Source organism: Bradyrhizobium ottawaense (assembly GCF_900099825.1).
GTDB classification, from domain to species: domain Bacteria; phylum Pseudomonadota; class Alphaproteobacteria; order Rhizobiales; family Xanthobacteraceae; genus Bradyrhizobium; species Bradyrhizobium ottawaense_A.
Genome location: NZ_LT629693.1, coordinates 2,781,757 through 2,801,053 on the forward strand (window position 1 = coordinate 2,781,757; position 19,297 = coordinate 2,801,053).

General features: G+C 63.5%; 18 protein-coding genes. 4 read left to right on the forward strand and 14 right to left on the reverse strand.

What is annotated here, in order from left to right; translation table 11 throughout:
* Positions 1 to 149 precede the first annotated feature (149 nt).
* From BLR13_RS12980 to BLR13_RS13005, 6 genes are all read right to left on the reverse strand, one after another.
* Positions 150 to 1,061, reverse strand: coding sequence for an amino acid ABC transporter substrate-binding protein (locus BLR13_RS12980; RefSeq protein WP_074823546.1), 912 nt, complete (start codon positions 1,059 to 1,061; stop codon positions 150 to 152).
* Between the two features lie 20 nt (positions 1,062 to 1,081).
* Positions 1,082 to 1,936, reverse strand: a complete 855-nt coding sequence (locus BLR13_RS12985; RefSeq protein ID WP_074823543.1) for an alpha/beta fold hydrolase — start codon at positions 1,934 to 1,936, stop codon at positions 1,082 to 1,084.
* Positions 1,933 to 2,349, reverse strand: coding sequence for a hypothetical protein (locus tag BLR13_RS12990; RefSeq protein ID WP_074831579.1), 417 nt, complete (start codon positions 2,347 to 2,349; stop codon positions 1,933 to 1,935). The genes BLR13_RS12985 and BLR13_RS12990 overlap by 4 nt, the downstream gene beginning before the upstream one ends.
* 120 nt (positions 2,350 to 2,469) lie before the next feature.
* Positions 2,470 to 3,303, reverse strand: coding sequence for an IclR family transcriptional regulator (locus BLR13_RS12995; RefSeq protein WP_074823541.1), 834 nt, complete (start codon positions 3,301 to 3,303; stop codon positions 2,470 to 2,472).
* 57 nt (positions 3,304 to 3,360) lie between these two features.
* Positions 3,361 to 4,701 (reverse strand): MFS transporter, encoded by a 1,341-nt coding sequence (locus BLR13_RS13000; RefSeq protein WP_244525169.1) that lies wholly within the window; start codon positions 4,699 to 4,701, stop codon positions 3,361 to 3,363.
* Between the two features lie 89 nt (positions 4,702 to 4,790).
* The gene (locus tag BLR13_RS13005; protein ID WP_244525170.1) at positions 4,791 to 6,197 is read right to left on the reverse strand and encodes a M20 family metallopeptidase; all 1,407 of its coding nucleotides are present in this window, start codon (positions 6,195 to 6,197) and stop codon (positions 4,791 to 4,793) included.
* 149 nt (positions 6,198 to 6,346) lie between these two features.
* Here BLR13_RS13005 and BLR13_RS13010 point away from each other — a divergent pair, with 149 nt between their 5' ends.
* Positions 6,347 to 6,973, forward strand: a complete 627-nt coding sequence (locus BLR13_RS13010) for a carboxymuconolactone decarboxylase family protein (RefSeq protein ID WP_079586372.1) — start codon at positions 6,347 to 6,349, stop codon at positions 6,971 to 6,973.
* Between the two features lie 75 nt (positions 6,974 to 7,048).
* Complete coding sequence (locus tag BLR13_RS13015; protein ID WP_074823539.1) at positions 7,049 to 8,437, forward strand: LLM class flavin-dependent oxidoreductase; 1,389 nt, start codon at positions 7,049 to 7,051, stop codon at positions 8,435 to 8,437.
* Positions 8,438 to 9,315: 878 nt separating this feature from the next.
* Here BLR13_RS13015 and BLR13_RS13020 read toward each other — a convergent pair.
* The 3 genes from BLR13_RS13020 to BLR13_RS13030 form a co-directional block, all read right to left on the reverse strand.
* On the reverse strand, positions 9,316 to 10,980 hold the full coding sequence (locus BLR13_RS13020; protein ID WP_074823536.1) for a thiamine pyrophosphate-binding protein: 1,665 nt from the start codon (positions 10,978 to 10,980) through the stop codon (positions 9,316 to 9,318).
* Positions 10,981 to 11,117: 137 nt separating this feature from the next.
* A complete protein-coding gene (locus tag BLR13_RS13025) occupies positions 11,118 to 11,636 on the reverse strand; it encodes a GFA family protein (protein WP_074823533.1) in 519 nt (172 codons plus the stop codon).
* Between the two features lie 192 nt (positions 11,637 to 11,828).
* Positions 11,829 to 12,953, reverse strand: a complete 1,125-nt coding sequence (locus BLR13_RS13030; RefSeq protein ID WP_074823531.1) for an alkene reductase — start codon at positions 12,951 to 12,953, stop codon at positions 11,829 to 11,831.
* A 107-nt stretch (positions 12,954 to 13,060) separates the two neighbouring features.
* Here BLR13_RS13030 and BLR13_RS13035 point away from each other — a divergent pair, with 107 nt between their 5' ends.
* Positions 13,061 to 13,444 (forward strand): winged helix-turn-helix domain-containing protein, encoded by a 384-nt coding sequence (locus BLR13_RS13035; RefSeq protein WP_074823529.1) that lies wholly within the window; start codon positions 13,061 to 13,063, stop codon positions 13,442 to 13,444.
* Between the two features lie 172 nt (positions 13,445 to 13,616).
* On the opposite strand, the gene BLR13_RS13040 is transcribed toward BLR13_RS13035, so the two are convergent.
* Positions 13,617 to 15,089: an aldehyde dehydrogenase family protein gene (locus BLR13_RS13040; RefSeq protein WP_074823527.1), complete on the reverse strand. Its 1,473-nt coding sequence runs from the start codon at positions 15,087 to 15,089 to the stop codon at positions 13,617 to 13,619.
* A 205-nt stretch (positions 15,090 to 15,294) separates the two neighbouring features.
* Here BLR13_RS13040 and BLR13_RS13045 point away from each other — a divergent pair, with 205 nt between their 5' ends.
* Positions 15,295 to 16,146, forward strand: a complete 852-nt coding sequence (locus BLR13_RS13045; RefSeq protein ID WP_074823524.1) for an SDR family NAD(P)-dependent oxidoreductase — start codon at positions 15,295 to 15,297, stop codon at positions 16,144 to 16,146.
* A gap of 161 nt (positions 16,147 to 16,307) precedes the next feature.
* On the opposite strand, the gene BLR13_RS13050 is transcribed toward BLR13_RS13045, so the two are convergent.
* The 4 genes from BLR13_RS13050 to BLR13_RS13065 all read right to left on the reverse strand — a co-directional run bounded on the left by BLR13_RS13050 (position 16,308) and on the right by BLR13_RS13065 (position 19,243).
* Positions 16,308 to 16,514 (reverse strand): hypothetical protein, encoded by a 207-nt coding sequence (locus tag BLR13_RS13050; RefSeq protein ID WP_074823522.1) that lies wholly within the window; start codon positions 16,512 to 16,514, stop codon positions 16,308 to 16,310.
* 143 nt (positions 16,515 to 16,657) lie between these two features.
* Complete coding sequence (locus BLR13_RS13055; RefSeq protein WP_074823518.1) at positions 16,658 to 17,632, reverse strand: quinone oxidoreductase family protein; 975 nt, start codon at positions 17,630 to 17,632, stop codon at positions 16,658 to 16,660.
* 65 nt (positions 17,633 to 17,697) lie between these two features.
* On the reverse strand, positions 17,698 to 18,111 hold the full coding sequence (locus BLR13_RS13060) for a Rieske (2Fe-2S) protein (RefSeq protein WP_074823515.1): 414 nt from the start codon (positions 18,109 to 18,111) through the stop codon (positions 17,698 to 17,700).
* A gap of 19 nt (positions 18,112 to 18,130) precedes the next feature.
* Complete coding sequence (locus BLR13_RS13065) at positions 18,131 to 19,243, reverse strand: amidohydrolase family protein (protein WP_079586371.1); 1,113 nt, start codon at positions 19,241 to 19,243, stop codon at positions 18,131 to 18,133.
* Positions 19,244 to 19,297: the final 54 nt, after the last annotated feature.

Sequence of the window (19,297 nt, forward strand, 5' to 3'; positions counted from 1 at the left end):
CACCCCAGCCAGACCTCATCCCCGCGTAACGGCTGCGCCGTTATCGCTGGAGGAGCGGCGTCTTCGCCGCGTCTCGAAGGATGAAGCCGCTAGCCGGGCCACATGGTTCGAGACGCCGCTTCGCGGCTCCTCACCATGAGGATGTGCACTTATTTATACGAATCCGGATCCGGCGAGTCCGAGGGCTTGGCGAATTCGTTCTTCAGCTCGCTGCCGATCGGCACGTTGAGGTTCAGCCCCTTCGGCGGAATCTTCTGCGTGAACCACTTGTCGTAAATCTTCTGGCCCTCGCCGCCGGTATAGAGTGCGGCGGTCGCGGCATCGACCACCTTCTTGAAGGCCGGATCGTCCTTGCGCAGCATGATGCCATAGGGCTCGGGCTTGGAGAACGCATCCTTGGAGATGACGTAATCGTCCGGGGCTTTCGATCCGGCGGCGAGGCTTGCCAGCAGGATATCGTCCATTACGAAGGCCACCGCGCGATCGGTTTCGACCATCAGGAAGGCCTCGGCATGATCCTTGGCCGGAATGATGTTGATGCTGAGATTGCGCGCGGCGTTGGCTTCGGTGAGCTGCTTGATGTTGGTGGTGCCGGCGGTCGAGACCACCGTCTTACCCTTGAGATCGTCAATCGAATTGATCTTGCTCGCCTTCTTGGTGACGTAGCGGCTCGCGGTCAGGAAGTGGGTGTTGGTGTAGGCGATCTGCTTCTGCCGCTCGGTATTGTTGGTGGTCGAACCGCATTCGAGATCAATCGTGCCGTTGGCGAGCAGCGGAATGCGGGTCGACGACGTCACCGGATTGAGCTTGACTTCGAGCTTGTCGAGCTTGAGTTCCTTCTTCACGGCATCGACGATCTTGTAGCAGATGTCCATGGCATAGCCGATCGGCTTCTGGCTGTCGTCCAGATAGGAGAACGGGATCGAGGAGTCGCGAAAGCCGAGCGTAATGGCGCCGGTTTCCTTGATGTTCTTCAGCGTCCCCGTCAGGTCCTCGGCTCGCGCCTGGCCTGCGCAAAGCGCGGCGGTGAACGACAAGCCGATGATAGTCGAGCGTTTCATACCTGTACTCCTCGTCTGGGTTACGTCGATTGCTTGAGAATCTCGCCGAGCACCGGCGAGATGTAGCGGCGAAACTGATCGGGATTTTCGCTCATCGGAAAATGGCCGAGCTGCTCCATGATGGTGACACTGGCGCCAGGGATCGCGGCGGCGGTCCGTTTGGTATCTTCCGGCGTGCAGGAGAAATCATACTCGCCGGTGAGCAGAAACAGCGGACATACTTTAGTATCGATCTGCGCCACCCGGCCGCGCAGGTCGCCGTCGACCCGGTAGAAATAGAGATCGCCCTTGAAGACGCCCGGACCGCCCTGTTTATAGCCCCACAGCGTCTCCATCCGCGAACTGGCCGGGCTTTGCGGCGCGATCAGGCCGGATACCAGCGCGGCGCAGACTTCGCCGCCATGGACATCGGGGCGGTTGAGCCATGTGGTGTCGTACCACGGCGCCTGGAAATCGGCTGCCTCGAGCCCGATCAGCGCGCGGAATTCCGCGGCATGGTCGATCGCGAGGTTGAGGACGATGCGGCCGCCGATCGAGCATCCCATCACGACCGGCCTGTCGAGTTTCAGCGCCCGGCAGAAGGCGCGGATGGTCTGCGTGTAGCGCGCCGTCGTGAGCTGATATTCCGAACCGTCCCAGCTATCAGGCGGGTTGGATTTGCCGTGCCAGGGCATGTCGAAGGCGATGATGCGGAAATTCTTCGCGAATGCTTCATCGGCGAGCAGATGCCGCCATTGCCTGTTGTCGGCGCCCGCGGTGTGCAGGCACACCAGCGGGATCCCCGTGCCGCTTTCCTCGAAATAGATGCGGTGCATCTCGCCATCGATATCGACATGGACGTAACGGCCCACCATCGCCTCGATATCGCCGTTCATGATGCCACCATGACGAAGTTCTGCCGCGGCAGCGCCAGCACGTCCTTGAAATATTGCAGGTTGGCGATGAAGGGATGCAGGTCGCCTTCCAGCACCGCATCCCCGCGCTTGGTCAGCGCCAAGAGATCGTGGAAGCCCGGCCGCGGCGCGGCCTGCCAATGTTCGGCCCAGGCCGTGGGCGAGGCGCGATAGGAAAATCGCCACGACCGCATCAAGACCGGCGCCGGGGTCAGGTCGACGATCCGTCCCTGACGGATCGAGGCGTGAAAGGGATGGCCGGTCGGTCCGAGCAGGCATTCGCAATCGAGAAAGCGGCCGCGTGCGATCAGCGCCGGCGTCTGGTCGAGAAGGGCCGGAATTCCGGCGAACGCCTGAATGACAGCGGCGTCGGTGGCGTTCGTAGTTGAAATCATGCGCTCCAGAGCGTGTCCCGCGGCGCCGGCATTGGCGAGCACAGGATGGCCCGAAGCTCGGGCCGTCGCAAGGTACCGCGACCTTTAGTCTGCCTTGATTATTGCTTGCCGCCGCTGCCCCTAGCCCGCCTTGATGACCTTCAACGTACTCGGCCGGGCCGGCTGCGCCATCGCCCGCATCAGGATCTGCACTTCCTTTTTCAGCATCTCGGCCAGCTCGGCCTCGCGCCGCCGGATACGGTCGCTGGAGGCGCCGATGCTCAAGGCCGCGACCACCAGCCCGGTGTCGTCGCGAACCGGCACGCCGACCCCGCCCATGCCGGGATAGGCGGCGTCGAGCAGCAGGGTGTGGCCGTGCTTGCGTGCCGCCGTAATGCGTTCGCGCAGATATTTCGGCGTGATGCGCGGCGACTTCGCCAGCCGCGGTATCAACACCTCGATGATCGCCTCGATCTCGGCATCCGGCAACCACACCATCAGTGCGAGGCTGCCGGCACCGACGCCAAGCGGCCGGCGGCTGCCGATCTGCAGGTAATTCGGCTGCAGCGGATGGCTGCCGACCGAGCGCGCCAGATACAGCGCCTCGACGCCGCTGCGCACCGACAACAGTGCGGTATCGGCGGATCGCTCCGACAGCCGCAGCAGGCTCGGCTGCGCCAGTTCGGCGATATCGACGGTGCGGCGCGCGCTGATCGCCATCACGCGCGCTTCCTGGCCGAGTTCATAGGTTTTCGCGCCGGCGACGCGGCTGACAAAGCCCTCGTCGATCAAGGAACCCAGAATGCGCAGCGTCGTCGCCTTGTTCAGCGAAGTCGCATCCGCAATCTCGGTCAGCCGCAGCGGCGAATTCTGCGCCAGCACGCGCAGGATCGCGCAGACCTTCTGGATGGCGTTGAACTTGTCGGCCTGCCCGACCACGGACAGCACCGGCTTTTTCTTGTGCGTCCCCGCCATCGTCTGGTCTCCGCTTTCCCCCGATCCTAGAGCGAGCGAAGCGCTTGCGACAGGCATTTATTTCGTCTGACAGACCGTTCTTTGTAGGATATCGGCCCGAATTTCGAGGCCATTCTCCAGCGTGGAAATATTATTCCGCAAGGCGAACCCGTCATCCGCCGACGTCCGCCGGATCGTGACCAGCGCGCAGAGGCTCACGATGCCGCACAGGGTGATGTAATAGCCGGGCGCGAGATTGCCGAAAAAGGCAAAGGTCCCCATCCAGGCCATGGTCACCGGCGACATGCCGCCGAATACCGTGACGCCGATATTGTAGCTCAGGCCGAGCCCGGTGCCGCGCGTCGCCGGCGGGAACAGTTCGGACATCAGCGCCGCGAGCGGTCCGAAGTAGAGCGCCTTCATGGTACCGAGGCAAAGCACGACCAGGATAATCACCATCGGCGTCGGCGTTTGCGTCAAGATCAGGAAGGCCGGAAAGGCCGATACCAGCAACAGCAGACAGAATGCGATCATGTGGGTGGTGCGCCCGATCCGGTCCGAGATCATTCCGGCGATCGGCGGCAGCACGGTGACCGCGATGCCGGCGGCCAGCGCCGCCTGGAAGCCCACCGACGGCGGCAGCTTGAGCGTTTTGACCACGTAGGTCGGCATGTAGACGATGAGGTAGTTGACCGAGGTCGTCACCGCGATAGCGCCGATGCCCAGCAATACCCGAAGCTTCTGCTCGGCGAACACCCGGGTCACGACGGATTCGCCTTTGGCGGCGGGAGGCGCGGTCGCATCGTCGATATTGTTGCGGATATAGATGCCGATCGGCCCGATCAGGACGCCGAACAGGAACGGAATCCGCCAGCCCCAGGATTCCAGATCGGCGGGGGTCATCGTCAAGGTGAGCCAGACGCCAAATCCCGACGCCAGCAATCCGCTCAGTCCCTGACTGGCGAATTGCCAGCTTGCCACGAAGCCACGCCGGTGCGGCATATGCTCGACCAGAAACGCGGTCGAGCTGCCGAACTCGCCCCCGGCGGAAAAGCCCTGCACCAGACGCGCGAGAATGACCGCGATCGGGGCGAGAATACCGATGGTCGCGTAACCCGGCATCACGCCGACCGCCAGCGTACCGAACGTCATCATGACGATGGAAACCATCAACGACGCCTTGCGGCCGAAGCGATCGGCATAGACGCCGAGCACAACGCCGCCGATCGGCCGCGCCAGATACGACAGGCCGAACGTGCCCAGCGTCAGCAGCAGCGATGCCGTCTGGTCCTCATTCGGAAAGAACGCTTTCGACACATAGATGGCGAAATAGCCATAGACGGCGATGTCGTACCATTCCAGCGCGTTACCGATCGAGGTCGCGACGATCAGCTTAGTAACGTCCTTTTGTTTCGGCACGCACGATACGTCTCGCACTTCGGTTCCCGACAACGCCATCTACGATATCCTTTTCCAAACCCGATTCCGTGTCGTCGCGCCGCATCCCGTCAGGACTTGCGCGGCGTTTCGCCGAGATCCCAGAACAGCCCCGCCATGATCGCCAGCGCTTCCTCGGTCAGCGGCAGCAGGATGTGCTCGTCCGGCGCGTGCTGCGAGCAACCGGGGTAGGAATGCGGCACCCAGATCGTCGGCAGCCCGAGCCCTTCGGCGAATACGCCATTGGGCAGCGAACCGCCAATATTCGGCAGGATCGCCGGCGACTTTCCGGTGGTCTTGCGGATCGAATTCGCCGCCCAGTTCACCCAGGGACTATCGACATCGGTTCGCGACGCGCCAAACCGCTGCTGGCCGGTGACGTCGATCATCGCAAAGCCATTGGCGTGCAGATAGTCCCTGACGGCATCGACGACCTTTTCGTATTCGGTGCCGACCACGAAGCGAAGCTGCAGCACCGCGCGCGCCCGCCCCGGGATCGCATTCGCCGGCTCCTCGATATTGCCCGACGACATCGCCAGCACTTCCAGCGTGTTCCAGGCATAGACGCGTTCGGCGGCCGACAGGTCGTCTTCGCCCCAATTTTCGGACAGCTGCGGCTCATCCGCCGTCGGCTTCACCTCCACTTCGGCCAGCACGGAGCGAATCTGGTTGGTGATGCGCGGCGGCCTCATGATCTCCAGCTTCATCCGCCCCCGGTGATCGACCAGTGCGGCAATGGCATTGGCGAGGATGGTGGCGGGGTTGGCGAGCAGCCCGCCCCAATTGCCGGAGTGATTGCCGCCTTCGCGCAGGTTGACATCGAGCGCAATGCGGACACCGCCACGGCAGCCGAGAAAGACGGTGGGACGGTCCGCCGACAGCCGGGGACCGTCGGAAGCCAGCAACAGGTCGGCCTTCAATTCCTCGTGCAAGGAGGCGCAGACCTGCGCCAGATCCGGCGAGCCGATTTCCTCAGAGGTCTCGATGATGAACTTGGCGTTGAAGCCGAGCTTGCCGCCCCTCGCCTCGTGCACCGCACGCAACGCCGCCATATTGATGCTGTGCTGACCCTTGTTGTCGGCGGTGCCGCGGCCGTAGACCCGCTCGCCTTTGGTCGTGGTCCGCCACGGATCGAGATTGTCCCGCCATTCGCCGGCCATGCCGCCGACGACATCGCCGTGGCCATAGGACAGCACGGTCAGCAGCGACGGGTCCTCGCGATAGTCGGCCAGCAGATAGGGCCCCTTGCCGATGGGCGATTCCACGATCCGCGTCGTAAATCCCATTTCTTCGAAGGCCGGCGTCAGACCCTCCACCAGATAGGCGCGCATCGGATCGCCCGGCAGCGGTTCCTGGCTCTGCGTCCTGAATCCGACCCTGCGGTTCAGCTCAGTGATAAACGCGCCGGAATGAAGATGCTCGCGCGCTTTCGCAATCGCGTCGGCTCTGGTCGCCATGGTCTTTTCCTTGGTACTCATGATTGTAGGGTCGCCAACCTATCGGGATAAATCGCCCGCTGGAAGTGGCGAGCGGGCTACCGAATGGGCCTTGCCAAAGCCGGCCGGAATGCAACAACTTGGACCTCATAGCCCGGCATCCGACCGGGCGACTATCAGGGAGGCCGTTCATGAAAACGATCCTGCGTGCGTCCGCGATGTGTCTGTTGTTTGCCGGTTCCGCCATGGCACTCACCGGTGAACGGATGGCGGAAATGCCGCTCGACAAGATGACGCCCGCCCAGCGCGCCGTGGCCGATGCCATCATGTCCGGCCCGCGCAAGGGGATCGGCGGCCCGTTCAATGCCTGGCTGCGCAGCCCGGTGCTGGCAGACCGGCTGCAGAAGGTCGGCGAATATATCCGTTTCGACACCTCGCTCGACAAGCGCGTCAACGAGATGGCGATCATCATGACCGCGCAGCACTGGGGCTCGCAATATGAGTGGTTTGCCCACGCCCCGCTGGCGATCAAGGCCGGCCTCGACCCGGCCATCGTTGCCGCGATCGGCGCCGGGAACAAGCCCGACAACATGAAGGAAGATGAAGCCATCGTCTGGGAGTTCACCACCCAGCTTCGCAGGGATCACGCTGTAGATGACGCGATCTATGGCCGGGCGCTCGAAAAATTCGGCGAACAGGGCATCATGGACCTGGTCGCGGTCAACGGCTACTACGACGTGGTCTCGATGACGCTCAACGTCGCCCGCGTCGCGCCGCCGGCTGGCGAGCAATTGCCGTTCAAGCAGGCCGGGCGGTAGACTGCTATCCACACCATGGTCGCGTGGCGCCGCCGCGCGGCCGTCCTTTAGAAGTTGCCTTAGAAGTTTCCTTGCATGAAGAAACAGATCCGGCTCAACGCCTTCGCCATGAACTGCGTGGCGCACCAGTCGCCGGGGTTGTGGACCCATCCGCGCGACCGCACCCTCGACTATAACCGCCTGTCGTACTGGATCGACCTCGCCAAGACGCTGGAACGCGGCCGGTTTGACGGGCTGTTCCTTGCCGACGTGCTCGGCGTCTATGACGTCTACGGCAACAGCCCCGATGCGGCCCTGCGCAATGCTGCGCAGACGCCTTCGAACGAACCGCTGATGCTGATTCCCGCGATGGCCGCCGTGACCGAGCATCTCGGCTTCGGCGTCACCAGCAATCTGTCGTTCGAACCGCCCTATCCATTTGCCCGCAGAATGTCGACGCTCGATCACCTCACCAATGGCCGCATCGGCTGGAACGTGGTGACCGGCTATCTCGACAGCGCCGCCCGCGGCGCCGGCAAGGACAAGCAGACCGCGCATGACGACCGCTACGACATCGCCGACGAATATATGGAGCTGGTCTACAAGCTCTGGGAAGGCAGCTGGGAGGACGACGCCGTGCTGCGCGACCGCGCGCGCGGGATTTTCGCCGATCCGTCGAAGGTGCATCGCATCGAACACGAGGGCAATCATTACAAGCTCAATGCCATTCACCTGAGCGAGCCATCGCCGCAGCGGACGCCGGTGCTGTACCAGGCCGGAACTTCGCCGCGCGGGCGGCAATTCGCCGGCCAGCATGCCGAATGCGTGTTCATGTCGGGGCCGTCGGCCAAGATCATCGGCCCACGTGTCGCGGCGATCCGCGCGCAGGCCAAGGAGAACGGCCGGAATCCGGCCGAGATCCTGATGTTCAGCATGATGACGATCATTCTCGGCCGCACCGATGCCGAGGCAAAGGCGAAATACGCCGACTATCGCCGCCACATCAATCCCGAGGGCGCATTGGCGCTGATGTCGGGTTGGACCGGCGTCGATTTCTCCGGCTACGACCTCGACCAGGAGGTGCGTCACGTCCAGAACGACGCCGGCCGCAGCGCGATGGACAACGTCACCCGCGGCGATCCGGACCGGGTCTGGACCGTGCGCGAGGTCATCGAGCATGTCGGCATCGGCGGCGCCGGACCGGTCGTGGTCGGCACCCCCGAGAAGGTCGCCGACGATATCGAGGCCTGGTTCGAGCAGACCGACGTCGACGGCCTCAACGTGCCGTTCGCGGTCTCGCCCGGCGACTTCGAGGACATCACCGACATGCTGGTCCCGGAACTGACCCGGCGAGGAATCTACAAGGAGAACTACGCCAAGGGCACGCTGCGCGAGAAGCTGTTCGGTGCCGGACGGGCGAGGCTAACGGATCAACATCCGGCGAGCCGGTACCGGCCGCAGGTATCGGCGAAGGCGGCGGAGTGAGTTTTCGCACTTCGTAGGGTGGGCAAAGCGAAGCGTGCCCACCATTGGCATTATTGCGCGAGGATGGTGGGCACGGCGCAAACGCGCCTTTGCGCACCCTACGAAGCTGCCAAAGCCGTCATTGCGGGCGAAGCGAAGCAATCCATCTTGCAGCATCAAGAAAGAATGGATTGCTTCGTCGCCTCGCTCCTCGCAATGACGTTGATAGGTCTGAATACAGCTTCACGATCCCGCGGCGCGTTGCGCCCGAAGTTTTGCAAGAGAACCTTACCCTCCAAGTCAGAGGGCGCGGGGAAGACCGGGTGCGCGCTGCACCCGCGGTCTCGCGTGCGTAATGCACAAACAAATGCTGCACACGAGCATACAGGTTCAGCGGAGAACACCCGGCCTTCCCTGCGCAATGGCTTTACGGCTTATACGAGATCGTCCTGGTGACCGGCTTTCTTGCCACCATCATCAGCTTCAGCTTTCGCTTCCACCGACTTGACGCCAGCACCGGGGCCTCGGACCCAAACGATTTCGCCGTACGCAACGACAGCGTTCGTCTTCGCCGCCATCGCGTCCACCGCTACCCGCCCCAACGTCTGCGACGATGGCCTACGCCCCTCTGGTGGGACAGGATGGCGGGAGTTAGACTTCTGATTTGCCCGACGCTGCAACGGAAATATTTTTATCCGAAGGGCTGGACATACTTTTGGTGATTTGCCCGTCGGATCAGTTTGCCGCAGGCATTTTTGTTGCAAGCGCAGGCGAAGCAGTGCATGCGCGAAAAAGACCGTAGCCTTGTAGGATGGGTGGAGCGAAGCGATACCCATCACCTTCGTGCACCGGGATTTGATGGGTATCGCTTCGCTCCACCCATCCTACGAAAGCGGAGCTCAATTCACCGCGTTGTTCACCATGACCTCGATCAGCTTGGCGCCGGGGCGGCTGAAGGCTGATGACAGCACCGACTTGAGCTGCGTGGGATCGGTGACCCGTGTCGCCTCAAGTCCCATCGACTTCGCCAACGCGGTGAAATCGACCGGCGGGTCCTTGAAATCCATGCCGACGTAGTGATCGTCGCCGTGGAAGGCGAGCAGCCGCTGCTTGATGATGCGATAGCCGCCGTTGTTGACGATCACAAATGTCAGCGGCAGGTTTTGATTTGCCGCCGTCCACAGCGACTGGATCGAATACATCGAGGAGCCGTCGCCGGAATAGCACACCACCGGTCGGTCGGGGTTGGCGAGGCTGACGCCGACCGAGGCCGGCAATCCCCAGCCGATGCCGCCGGACGCCAGCGCGTGATAGCCGTAGCGGTCGCGGTGCGGGCGCAGCGCGATGATCTGCCGCGACGAGGTCAGGCCCTCGTCGACCAGGATGGCGTTGTCGGGCATTGACTCGATGACCTGCAGCGCCAGCCAGTCCGGATCGATCGGCGTGGTGGTGGCGGACTTCGAGATGTGATCGACCACCATCTTGCGCTTGGCGGTCCAATTTTTTGAGGCGAGCTCCGCCAATCCCTGCTTCGCGCGCTTCTCCAGCGCGCTGCCGCCGGCGGCCTTCAACGCCGGGATCAGCGCACGCAGGGTTTCCTTCACATCCGCCTTCAGCGCGATGTCGACACTGTAGTTCTTGGCCAGGTCGTGATCGACGAGACCGACCTGCACGATCGATAGGCCATCGGGCAACGGATCGACCTCGCTATAGACAGACATCCGCAAGGGATCGCCGCCAACGGCAATGATGAGGTCGTAAGGCGTCAGGGCATCGCGGGCCAGTTTCTGGATCCGCGCCAGCGCGCCCATGAAGCACGGGCTTTCGGACAGGAAATGCGCGCCGAACGGCGTCGACGACTGGTAGGCCGGGCAGCCCAGCGTTTCCGCAAACTCGGCGGCTTCCTTCAGCGCATCGCGTTTCACCACCTCGTCACCGACGATGATCACCGGCCGCTCGGCTTTCAGGATGCGCGCCGCGAACGCGTTGAGCGATTCGTCCGACGGTCGGACGCGGGTATCGATCCGGGTCGAACGGCCGAGTTCGATGCCGGCCTCGGCGTTGAGAATGTCGCCCGGCAGCGAGATGAACACCGGACCGGTCGGCGGCGTCATCGCGATCTTGGCGGCGCGGCGCACGATGCGCGGCAGATCCTCCAGCCGCGTCACCTCGACCGCCCATTTCACCAGCGGCTCGGCCATCTGCACCAGTGGCCCGTACAGCACCGGCTCCTGCAGGCCGTGGCCCTGCTCCTGCTGGCCCGCAGTGAGGATCATCGGCGTGCCCGTAAAACTCGCATTGAACAGCGAGCCCATCGCATTGCCGAGACCGGGCGCGACATGGACGTTGCAGGCGACGAGTTTTCCCGAGGCGCGGCTGAAACCGTCGGCCATCGCAACCACCAGGCTTTCCTGCATCGCCATCACATAGGTGAGGTCGGGATGGTCCTTCAGCGCGTGCATGATCGGCAGTTCGGTGGTGCCGGGGTTGCCGAACAGATGGGTAATGCCCTCGTCCTTCAGCAACGCAAGGAATGCCGAGCGCCCGGTGATCTTGTTTTTCATGTTTCCTCCAACCCGCCGATACGTTGACCTGCGGCACCCCGGCACATGACCAAACTTGAAGGGGATGCGCAATGGAGCCGGTCATGCCTGCCCTGCATGGGGGCACGCGTGTCCGGATGCGCTACGGAAACGAGCAGCTAGAACATGCCTTCGCGGTCGGCCGCCTTCTTCTTTTTCGAGCGCTGCCAGACCACGCCGGGAAAACCTTTCAGCGGCACCAGCGGTTCGCCGGTCCAGGCCCATTCCTGCAGTTGCTCGATCGCAATGTGATAGAGCGGCTGGCGGCCGGTGCGGCCGGAGAACAGCGCGCGGGGAATGTTGACCATGTGCGGTGAACGGCCGCGCTCGTAGATAACGGGCGTGCCGCACTGCGCGCAGAAACTGCGCGCGGTCTTGGTGGCCTTGTCCTCGTAACGTGTAAGGCTGTTTTCGCCCCTGGTGATGCGAAAGCGCTTGCGCCAGCTGCCGACATAGGTCGCGTAAACCGCACCGTGCGCACGGCGGCTCGACGGCGAGTGATCGTGCCAGGCCCAGCGCGCCGGCACGTCGATCTCGAAGACGACCTTGCCGCACAGGCATTGCCCGGCCGCGGGCTTGCCGGGGGAGACGGCCTTGGATTTCTTTTTGGCGGGTTCGTGTTCGTCTTCGGGAAACATGGTTGGACCTCACGTTTCGTCATTGCGAGCGAAGCAATCCAGCAGCCGCAGGGGAAGTCCGGATTGCTCCGTCGCTTCACTGCTCGCAATGACGCTGGGCGTAGCTTGTAGCCCGGATGAGCGAAGCGACATCCGGGAATACTGGTGAGATCGTTCCCGGATTTCGCTTCGCTCATCCGGGCTACGAATTAGTTACGCCTCCTCCAACTCGCCATGGTCGGGATAATCCGTATACCCCGCTACGTCGCCGCCATAGAACGTCGCGCGGTTATAGGGCGTCAGCGGGAAACCGCGCTGCAGCCGGCGCGGCAGATCGGGGTTGGAGATGAAGATGCGGCCGAACGCGATCGCATCGGCGTGTCCGTCGCGGATCGCAGCATCCGCGGTTTCGCCGGTGAAACCGCCGGCGGTGATCAGCACGCCTTTCCAGATCGGGCGGAACAGCACCATCGCCGACGGCACGTTCTGGTGATTGACCTCGGCGCGCCCGGCGCCGGAGGAGCGCGGCTCGATGAAATGCAGATACGCCAGACCGAGCGGATTGAGGCGCTCGACCACGTGCGTGTACAGCGGCATCGGATCGGGCTCGCCCGAGCCGTTCGCAACGCCATACGGCGACAGCCGCACGCCGACCTTATCGGCGCCCCAGACCTCGACCACGGCCTTCGTTACTTCCATCAAGAACCGCGCGCGGTTCTCGATCGAGCCGCCATATTGATCGGTGCGCAGGTTGGTGTGCGACTGCAGGAACTGCTCGATCAGGTAGCCGTTGGCGCCGTGAATCTCGACGCCGTCGAAGCCGGCTTTCAGCGCGTTCTTCGCCGCCTGCCGGTAGGCGTCGATCACGCCTGGAATTTCCGAGGTCTCCAGCGCGCGCGGGGTTTCGTAAGCCGCCGACTTGCCATCCGCGGTTCCGGTCTTGAGATCGGCAATCGCGACCGCCGAGGGCGCGACCGGCAGCACGCCGCCGGGCTGGAACGAGGAATGCGAAACGCGGCCGACATGCCAGAGCTGCAGGAAGATCACCCCGCCCTTGGCGTGAACGGCATCGACCACCTCGCGCCAGCCCGCGATCTGCGATTCCGTATAGATGCCGGGCACGCCGGGGCTGCCGAACCCGGTCGCCATGACCGGCGAGGCCTCGGCGATCAGCAAACCGCCCGGCGTCGCGCGCTGGGCGTAATATTCCGCGTTCAGCGGCCGCGGCGTCAGCGAAGGTTTTGCCGCCCGCATCCGCGTCAACGGCGCCAGCGCCAGACGATGCTGGAGCTGATAGGGACCGACCTTGAGTGGTGAAAACAACGCTGGAAAATTCATGACTGGCCCGGAACTCCCGTGATTGTACGGATATGTAACCGGTTCACCTTGTTCGTAAAAGGCGTGAGTGGCAATCTCGTATGCCAAGGCCAGAGAGCACGTCATCCATGCAGAAATCGAGCGCCCGACCGCTTCCCTCCCTCAGCGTCCGCATCGATCTCGATACCGAGGGCCGGATCGGGCCGGGCAAGATCGCGTTGCTGGAGAATATCCGCGAGCACGGCTCGATTTCTGCCGCGGGCCGCGCCATGGACATGTCCTACAAGCGGGCGTGGGACCTGGTCGATGAAATCAACCGCATCTGCCGGCAGGCCGCAGTGGAGCGGCAGACCGGCGGCAAGAACGGCGGCGGCGCGGTGCTGACACCGTTCGGCCTCTCGCTGGTCGCGCGCTATCGCAAGATCGAGCGTGATGCGGCCAGCGCCGTGCGCAAGGAATTGCAGGCGCTGCGCAGCGAGATCGGCGGCGCGAAGAAGCGGGCGAGAAGGTAAAACAATAGATCCAAACGGGCTGGGCTGCCCGGGGCTTCATCCTTCGAGACGGCGCTTCGCGCCTCCTCAGGATGAGGTCATTCTATACCGTAGGGTCGATCTGTCCCCTCATGGTGAGGAGCGCGGCAATGCCGCGCGTCTCGAACCATGAGGCCGCAGATGTATAGATCACCTAACCGGTCTTGATCCAGACCGCCTTGACGTTGAGATACTCTTCGACGTGCTGCTTGCCGGACTCGCGGCCATAGCCGCTCATCTTGTAGCCGCCGAACGGCACCGCCGGGTCCATCGCCTGGTAGCAATTGACCCAGACCGAGCCGGCGCGCAGCGATTTGGCGACCTGGTGCGCCTTGCTGACATTGGTGGTCCAGACGCCGCTGCCGAGCCCGAAGGTGGTGGCGTTGGCACGCTTGATCAGGTCGTCACTGTCCTTGAACGAGATCGCCGAGATCACCGGGCCGAAGATTTCCTCCTGCGCGATCCGCATATTGTCCTGCACGTTGGCGAACACCGTCGGCGCCACGAAGTAACCCTTCGACAGCGCGCCTTCGGTCAGCGGCGCACCGCCGGCCAGCGCCTTGGCGCCTTCCTTCTGGCCGATCGACAGGTAACCCGAGACGCGCTCCATCTGCTGCTGCGACACCAGCGGGCCGATCTGGGTGTTCGGATCGAGGCCGTTGCCGACCTGCAGCTTTTTGCCGAACTCCGCGACGCGGCCGACGAATTCGTCATAGATCTTGTGCTCGACGAACAGCCGCGTGCCGGCGCTGCAGATCTGCCCGGAATTGGCGAATACCGCCATCGCCGCCCCCGGCACCGCGGCATCGAGATCCGCATCGGCGAACACGATGTCGGGCGATTTGCCGCCGAGTTCGAGCGAGACGCGCTTGAGATTGCCGGCCGACGCCCGGACGATGGATTGCCCGGTCATATGCGAGCCGGTGAACGCGACCTTGTCGACATCCGGATGCGACGCCAGCGCGGCACCGGCGGTCTCGCCGTAGCCCGGCACCACGTTGACGACGCCGGGCGGGATGCCGGCTTCCATGCAGAGTTCCGCCAGCCGCAGCGAGGTCAGCGGCGCTTCTTCGGCGGGCTTCAGCACCACGGTGCAGCCGGTGGCAACGGCGGGGCCGATCTTCCAGACGCTGGCGCTGAGCGGGCCGTTCCACGGGATGATGGCGCCGACGACGCCGACCGGCTCCTTCAGCGTGTAGGAGAAGATTTCGCCGGGCAGCGAATTCTCGATGGTCTCGCCATGCAGCGCGGTCGCCTGGCCTGCGTAATAGCGCAGCATGCCGAGCACGCGCAGCTTGTTGCCGCGGGTGCGGCTGATCGGCGCGCCCATATCGAGCGTGTCGAGCTGCGACAATTCCTCAAAATTCTTTTCGACGATATCGGCCAGCCGCAGCAGCATGCCCTGCCGCTCGAACGGCTTGACCTTGCTCCACGGCCCTTCGAAGGCGCGGCGGGCGGCGGCGACGGCGCGGTTGATGTCCTCGGCGTCGCCTTCGGCGACGGTGGCGAGCAGTTCGCCGGTAGCCGGATTATGCGTCTCGAACTTCTTGCCGGAGGCGGCATCGACCCATTTGCCGTCGACCAGCATCTTCTTGTAGGAACCATCCGCATAAGGATGACGCGTCATCGGTATCGCTTGCGTTAACAGCCATGTTTGCACTCCCTGGGGTCGGCATCGTTATAGTTTGTACGATATAGCGTTGGGCAGGAATCGTAAAGCAGGCCGGCCGTTCGGCGCAAGCCGGAAACGGACACCTGCCATGCCGGTTCGCGCGTGGTAGGGTCGGCATATTACTTAAGAACACACCCAATATTTGTCAGGAGAAAGACCGATGCCCCATCCCGCCATGTCGCCGAATAACGTTGCCGTCATCACCGGAGGCGCGTCGGGGATCGGACTTGCCGCCGCCCTGCGCTTTGCCGGCCTCGGCATGCGGGTCTGCATTGCCGATATCGGCGCCGAGCGGCTCGCCGAGGCCGGCGCCAGGCTGGCCTCCGTTGCCAAGGGCGGCGCCGCTGATGTCATGACCGCCGTTGTGGATGTGAGCAAGTTCGAAGAGATCGCCGACCTGGAAGCCGCGGTAGGCAAGAAATTCGGCGGCACCGATATCCTGATAAACAATGCCGGCATCGGCCCCGACAGCACCAGCTTCGGCCCGCTGGAGAACTGGCAGCGCATCCTCAACGTCAACCTCTGGGGCGTCATTCACGGCACCCAGGCATTCGCGCCTGGTATGATCGAGCGCGGCCGCGCCGGGCTGATCATCAACACCGGCTCCAAGCAGGGCATCACGACGCCACCCGGCAATCCCGCCTACAACGTCTCCAAGGCCGGCGTGAAGGCGCTGACCGAGGCGTTGCAGCACGAATTGCGCAACAAGCCGGGCTGCCGTATCAACGCGCATCTGATGATCCCGGGCCATGTCTTTACGGGTCTTACCGCGCGCGGCCGCAGCGAAAAACCGCCGGGCGCCTGGACGCCGGAGCAGACCGTCGACTTCATGATCGAACGCATCGACGCCGGCGATTTCTACATTCTCTGCCCCGACAACGACGTGCCGCGGCACCTCGACGAACGCCGCATGGCCTGGGCCGCCGGCGACATCATCGAAAATCGCCCCGCGCTGTCGCGCTGGCATCCGGATTACGCGGAGGCTTTTGCGAAGTTCGTGAAGGGGGAGTAGACGCTCCCGTAGGGTGGGCAAAGCCAACGGGTCGCGCGAACGCGCGCCCGATGACAGGCTCCGCGTGCCCACCATTTCAAGATAACAGAGCGGATAGATGGTGGGCACGGCGCTCCGCGCCTTTGCCCCCTACGAAGCGGCCAACAGCGACGGCAAAATCTTCACAGCGTCTCTTGCTTGTGTCCGCACTGCTTGCAGGCGAACTTGACGCGGGTGGCGCCTTTTTCGGCCTGGACGCGGTTGGGCGCGCCGCATTTGCCGCAGGTGGTCTCGATCCTTGTATTGCCCTGTTTGACGACAAGGGCCTTTTTTTCCATGGTCTCGCGGATCAGGCGCTCCGCCTCCGCGCGCATCGCTTGCTTATCCATCGGCCGCACCTGTCATGAAAAATCGATGGCGCCGTCTATAGCATGCCCGCGACGGTTTGGCAGCGGCGAGCTGTCGCGCTCGCTGCGCATTTATGCGTCAAGCGGCCGTAAAAACGGCTGCCGGAACCGTCCGGCGGCCGGCATCACACCGTCAGCACCGTCGAGCCCGTGGTTTTGCGCGCGGCGAGATCGGCGTGGGCCTTGGCCGCGTCCTTCAGCGGATAGGTCTGGTGCACCTCGATCTTGACCGCGCCCGATTTCACCACCTCGAACAGCTCATTCGCCATCGCAACCAGGTTGGCGCGCTTGGCGGCGTAGGTATTGAGCGTCGGACGGGTGACGTAGAGCGATCCCTTCTGCGCCAGGAGGCCGAGGTTGAGCGGATCGACATTGCCGGAGGATGCGCCGAACAGGACGGCGAAGCCGAGCGGGGCCAGGCAATCGAGCGATTTCAGGAAGGTGTCCTTGCCAACGGAGTCATACACCACCGGCACCTTGGCGCCGCCGGTGATCTCGTCGACGCGTTTCACGAAATCCTCTTTGGTATAGATGATGGTGTGGGCGCAGCCGTGGGCTTTCGCGAGTTTTGCTTTCTCTTCGCTGCTGACGGTGCCGATCACGGTGGCGCCGAGATGTTTTGCCCACTGGCTCAGGATCAGCCCGACGCCGCCGGCCGCGGCATGCAGCAGAATGGTATCGCCGGATTTGACGCGATAGGTCTGGCGGATCAGGTACTGCGTGGTCAGGCCTTTCAGCATCATCGCCGCCGCGGTCTTGTCGTCGATACCCTCCGGAATTTTCAGCAGCCGGTCGGCCGGGATCAGCCGCGCCTCGGCATAGGCGCCGATCGGTGCTGCGCCATAGGCGACGCGGTCGCCGGGCTTGATGTCGGTAACGCCTGCGCCCACTTCCTCGACCACGCCGGCCGCCTCGCCGCCGAGCCCGCTCGGCAGTTGCACCGGATAGATGCCGGAACGGTTATAGATGTCGACGAAGTTCAGGCCCACGGCGGTATGGCGGATGCGCGCCTCGCCCGGACCGGGCTTGCCGACCTGCACCTCCTCCCAGACCAGAACTTCGGGACCGCCGGTCTTGTGATAGCGAATGGCATGCGTCATGGGAGGGCTCCTTGGGACGAGATAATGGGGATGGAGGGTGTAGCCGAGATTGACAGCGCCGTGCCTCACGTCTCGATGATGACGTAGCTGTCCTCGACATGAACAGGAAAAGTTTCGGCGACGTAAGGCCCCTTCTGCAGTTCCTCGCCGCTTTCAACCGCGACCGGATAGGAACGGATTTTCACGCGCTTGGGATCGAAATACGACTGGCCGTTGCGCATGTCGAATTCCCAGCCATGCCACGCACAGCGCAAGAGTTCGCCGACCCGCGAGCGTTGGTAGACGCCGGGCTCCGGCGAGGTCAGCCGCGCCACGCAGGCCGCCTTCTCCAGCGGCGCGCCGGCATGCGGACAGCGGTTGAGCAGCGCGAAGAACTCGCCGTTGACGTGGAACACGACGATGTCGCGGCCTTCGACGCCGACGACCTTGTTGCCGCCGGGCGGAATGTCTGACGTGCGGGCGACGATATGACGGGCCATGCGCTAGGTTCTTCTCCGGTCAGAACTTGTAGATCGAACGCGCGTTGCCGTTGAAGATCTTGGCCCGCTCGACCTCCGTCAGCGGCGTCCTGAAGGCATAGCGCGGGTCGTCGAAATCCCAATGCGGATAATCCGACGAGAACAGCAACCGGTCCGCGCCGACCCAATCGATCAGCGAACGCAGGTGCTTGGCTTCATCGGGTTCGTCGATCGGCTGGGTCGTGAACCAGAAATGCTGCTTCACATATTCCGACGGCTTTCGCTTCAGGTGCGGCACCTCGCTGCGGAAGGCCTCGAAGTGCCGGTCCATGCGCCAGGTCGCCGACGGGATCCAGCCGAAGCCGCCCTCGATGAACACGATCTTGAGGTTCGGAAAACGTTCGGGAACGCCTTCGAGCACCAGGCTCGTGAGCTGCGCCGCCATGGTGTGGGCGTTGCTCTGGTGTTCCTCGGCATAATAAGACGGCCAGCCGCCGCCGGTCGGCGCATGCCCGCCATAACCGCCGACGTGAATGCCGAGCGGCAGGCCGAGTTCCTGGGCGCGCGCATAGATCGGCCAGTAGCGGCGACGGCCCAACGGCTCGTTGGCGCGCGGGCAGACGTTGATCTGCACATAACGGCCTATTTTGGCGCAGCGCTCGATTTCGGCGATGGCAAGCTCGGTGTCGTCCTGGCCGGCGAGGATCGAAGCCTTCAGGCGCGGATCGCGGTCGGACCAGAATGCGAGCTGCCAGTCGTTGATGGCGCGCTGGATCGCGGCGCCGAATTCGAGGTTTTGCTGCGAGAAGATGAAGAGATCGAGCACCTGCAAAATGCCGTATTCGACATCGAGCGGATCGAGATGCTGCTTCTGCATAAAGGCGAGATCGGAGCCGGGCGGTCCGCCGGTCGGCGGCCAGGCGTCGCGGCGCGCGATCAGCGGCGAGGAACGCGGATACGGCGTGGTGCCGATATAGGGCGTGCGCAGATGGCTGCCATAGGTGCGCAAATGCTCCGCCCACCGCTTGGTCATGAACTGCTCGATATCGGCATGCGCATGAATGCTCGGATGCACGTCGCAGTCGATGATGCGCAGCCGGCTTGGGCTGGCTACTTCCTGTTCAAGAATCGGGCGGTCGATAATGTCGCTCATGCGATCCTCCTGGTGTAGACTCTTTGTTTGAGCATGATCTTATCGGAAAACCGG

Bases quoted from the DNA above. Each gene is read 5' to 3' on its own strand.
- BLR13_RS13065 (WP_079586371.1), bottom strand. From the start codon at position 19,243: ATGAGCGACATTATCGACCGCCCGATTCTTGAACAGGAAGTAGCCAGC.
- BLR13_RS13045 (WP_074823524.1), top strand. From the start codon at position 15,295: ATGCCCCATCCCGCCATGTCGCCGAATAACGTTGCCGTCATCACCGGA.
- BLR13_RS13035 (WP_074823529.1), top strand. From the start codon at position 13,061: ATGCAGAAATCGAGCGCCCGACCGCTTCCCTCCCTCAGCGTCCGCATC.
- BLR13_RS13025 (WP_074823533.1), bottom strand. From the start codon at position 11,636: ATGTTTCCCGAAGACGAACACGAACCCGCCAAAAAGAAATCCAAGGCC.
- BLR13_RS13020 (WP_074823536.1), bottom strand. From the start codon at position 10,980: ATGAAAAACAAGATCACCGGGCGCTCGGCATTCCTTGCGTTGCTGAAG.
- BLR13_RS13040 (WP_074823527.1), bottom strand. From the start codon at position 15,089: ATGACGCGTCATCCTTATGCGGATGGTTCCTACAAGAAGATGCTGGTC.
- BLR13_RS12995 (WP_074823541.1), bottom strand. From the start codon at position 3,303: ATGGCGGGGACGCACAAGAAAAAGCCGGTGCTGTCCGTGGTCGGGCAG.
- BLR13_RS13030 (WP_074823531.1), bottom strand. From the start codon at position 12,953: ATGAATTTTCCAGCGTTGTTTTCACCACTCAAGGTCGGTCCCTATCAG.
- BLR13_RS12990 (WP_074831579.1), bottom strand. From the start codon at position 2,349: ATGATTTCAACTACGAACGCCACCGACGCCGCTGTCATTCAGGCGTTC.
- BLR13_RS13005 (WP_244525170.1), bottom strand. From the start codon at position 6,197: ATGAGTACCAAGGAAAAGACCATGGCGACCAGAGCCGACGCGATTGCG.
- BLR13_RS13050 (WP_074823522.1), bottom strand. From the start codon at position 16,514: ATGGATAAGCAAGCGATGCGCGCGGAGGCGGAGCGCCTGATCCGCGAG.
- BLR13_RS13060 (WP_074823515.1), bottom strand. From the start codon at position 18,111: ATGGCCCGTCATATCGTCGCCCGCACGTCAGACATTCCGCCCGGCGGC.
- BLR13_RS13055 (WP_074823518.1), bottom strand. From the start codon at position 17,632: ATGACGCATGCCATTCGCTATCACAAGACCGGCGGTCCCGAAGTTCTG.
- BLR13_RS12985 (WP_074823543.1), bottom strand. From the start codon at position 1,936: ATGAACGGCGATATCGAGGCGATGGTGGGCCGTTACGTCCATGTCGAT.
- BLR13_RS13015 (WP_074823539.1), top strand. From the start codon at position 7,049: ATGAAGAAACAGATCCGGCTCAACGCCTTCGCCATGAACTGCGTGGCG.
- BLR13_RS12980 (WP_074823546.1), bottom strand. From the start codon at position 1,061: ATGAAACGCTCGACTATCATCGGCTTGTCGTTCACCGCCGCGCTTTGC.
- BLR13_RS13010 (WP_079586372.1), top strand. From the start codon at position 6,347: ATGAAAACGATCCTGCGTGCGTCCGCGATGTGTCTGTTGTTTGCCGGT.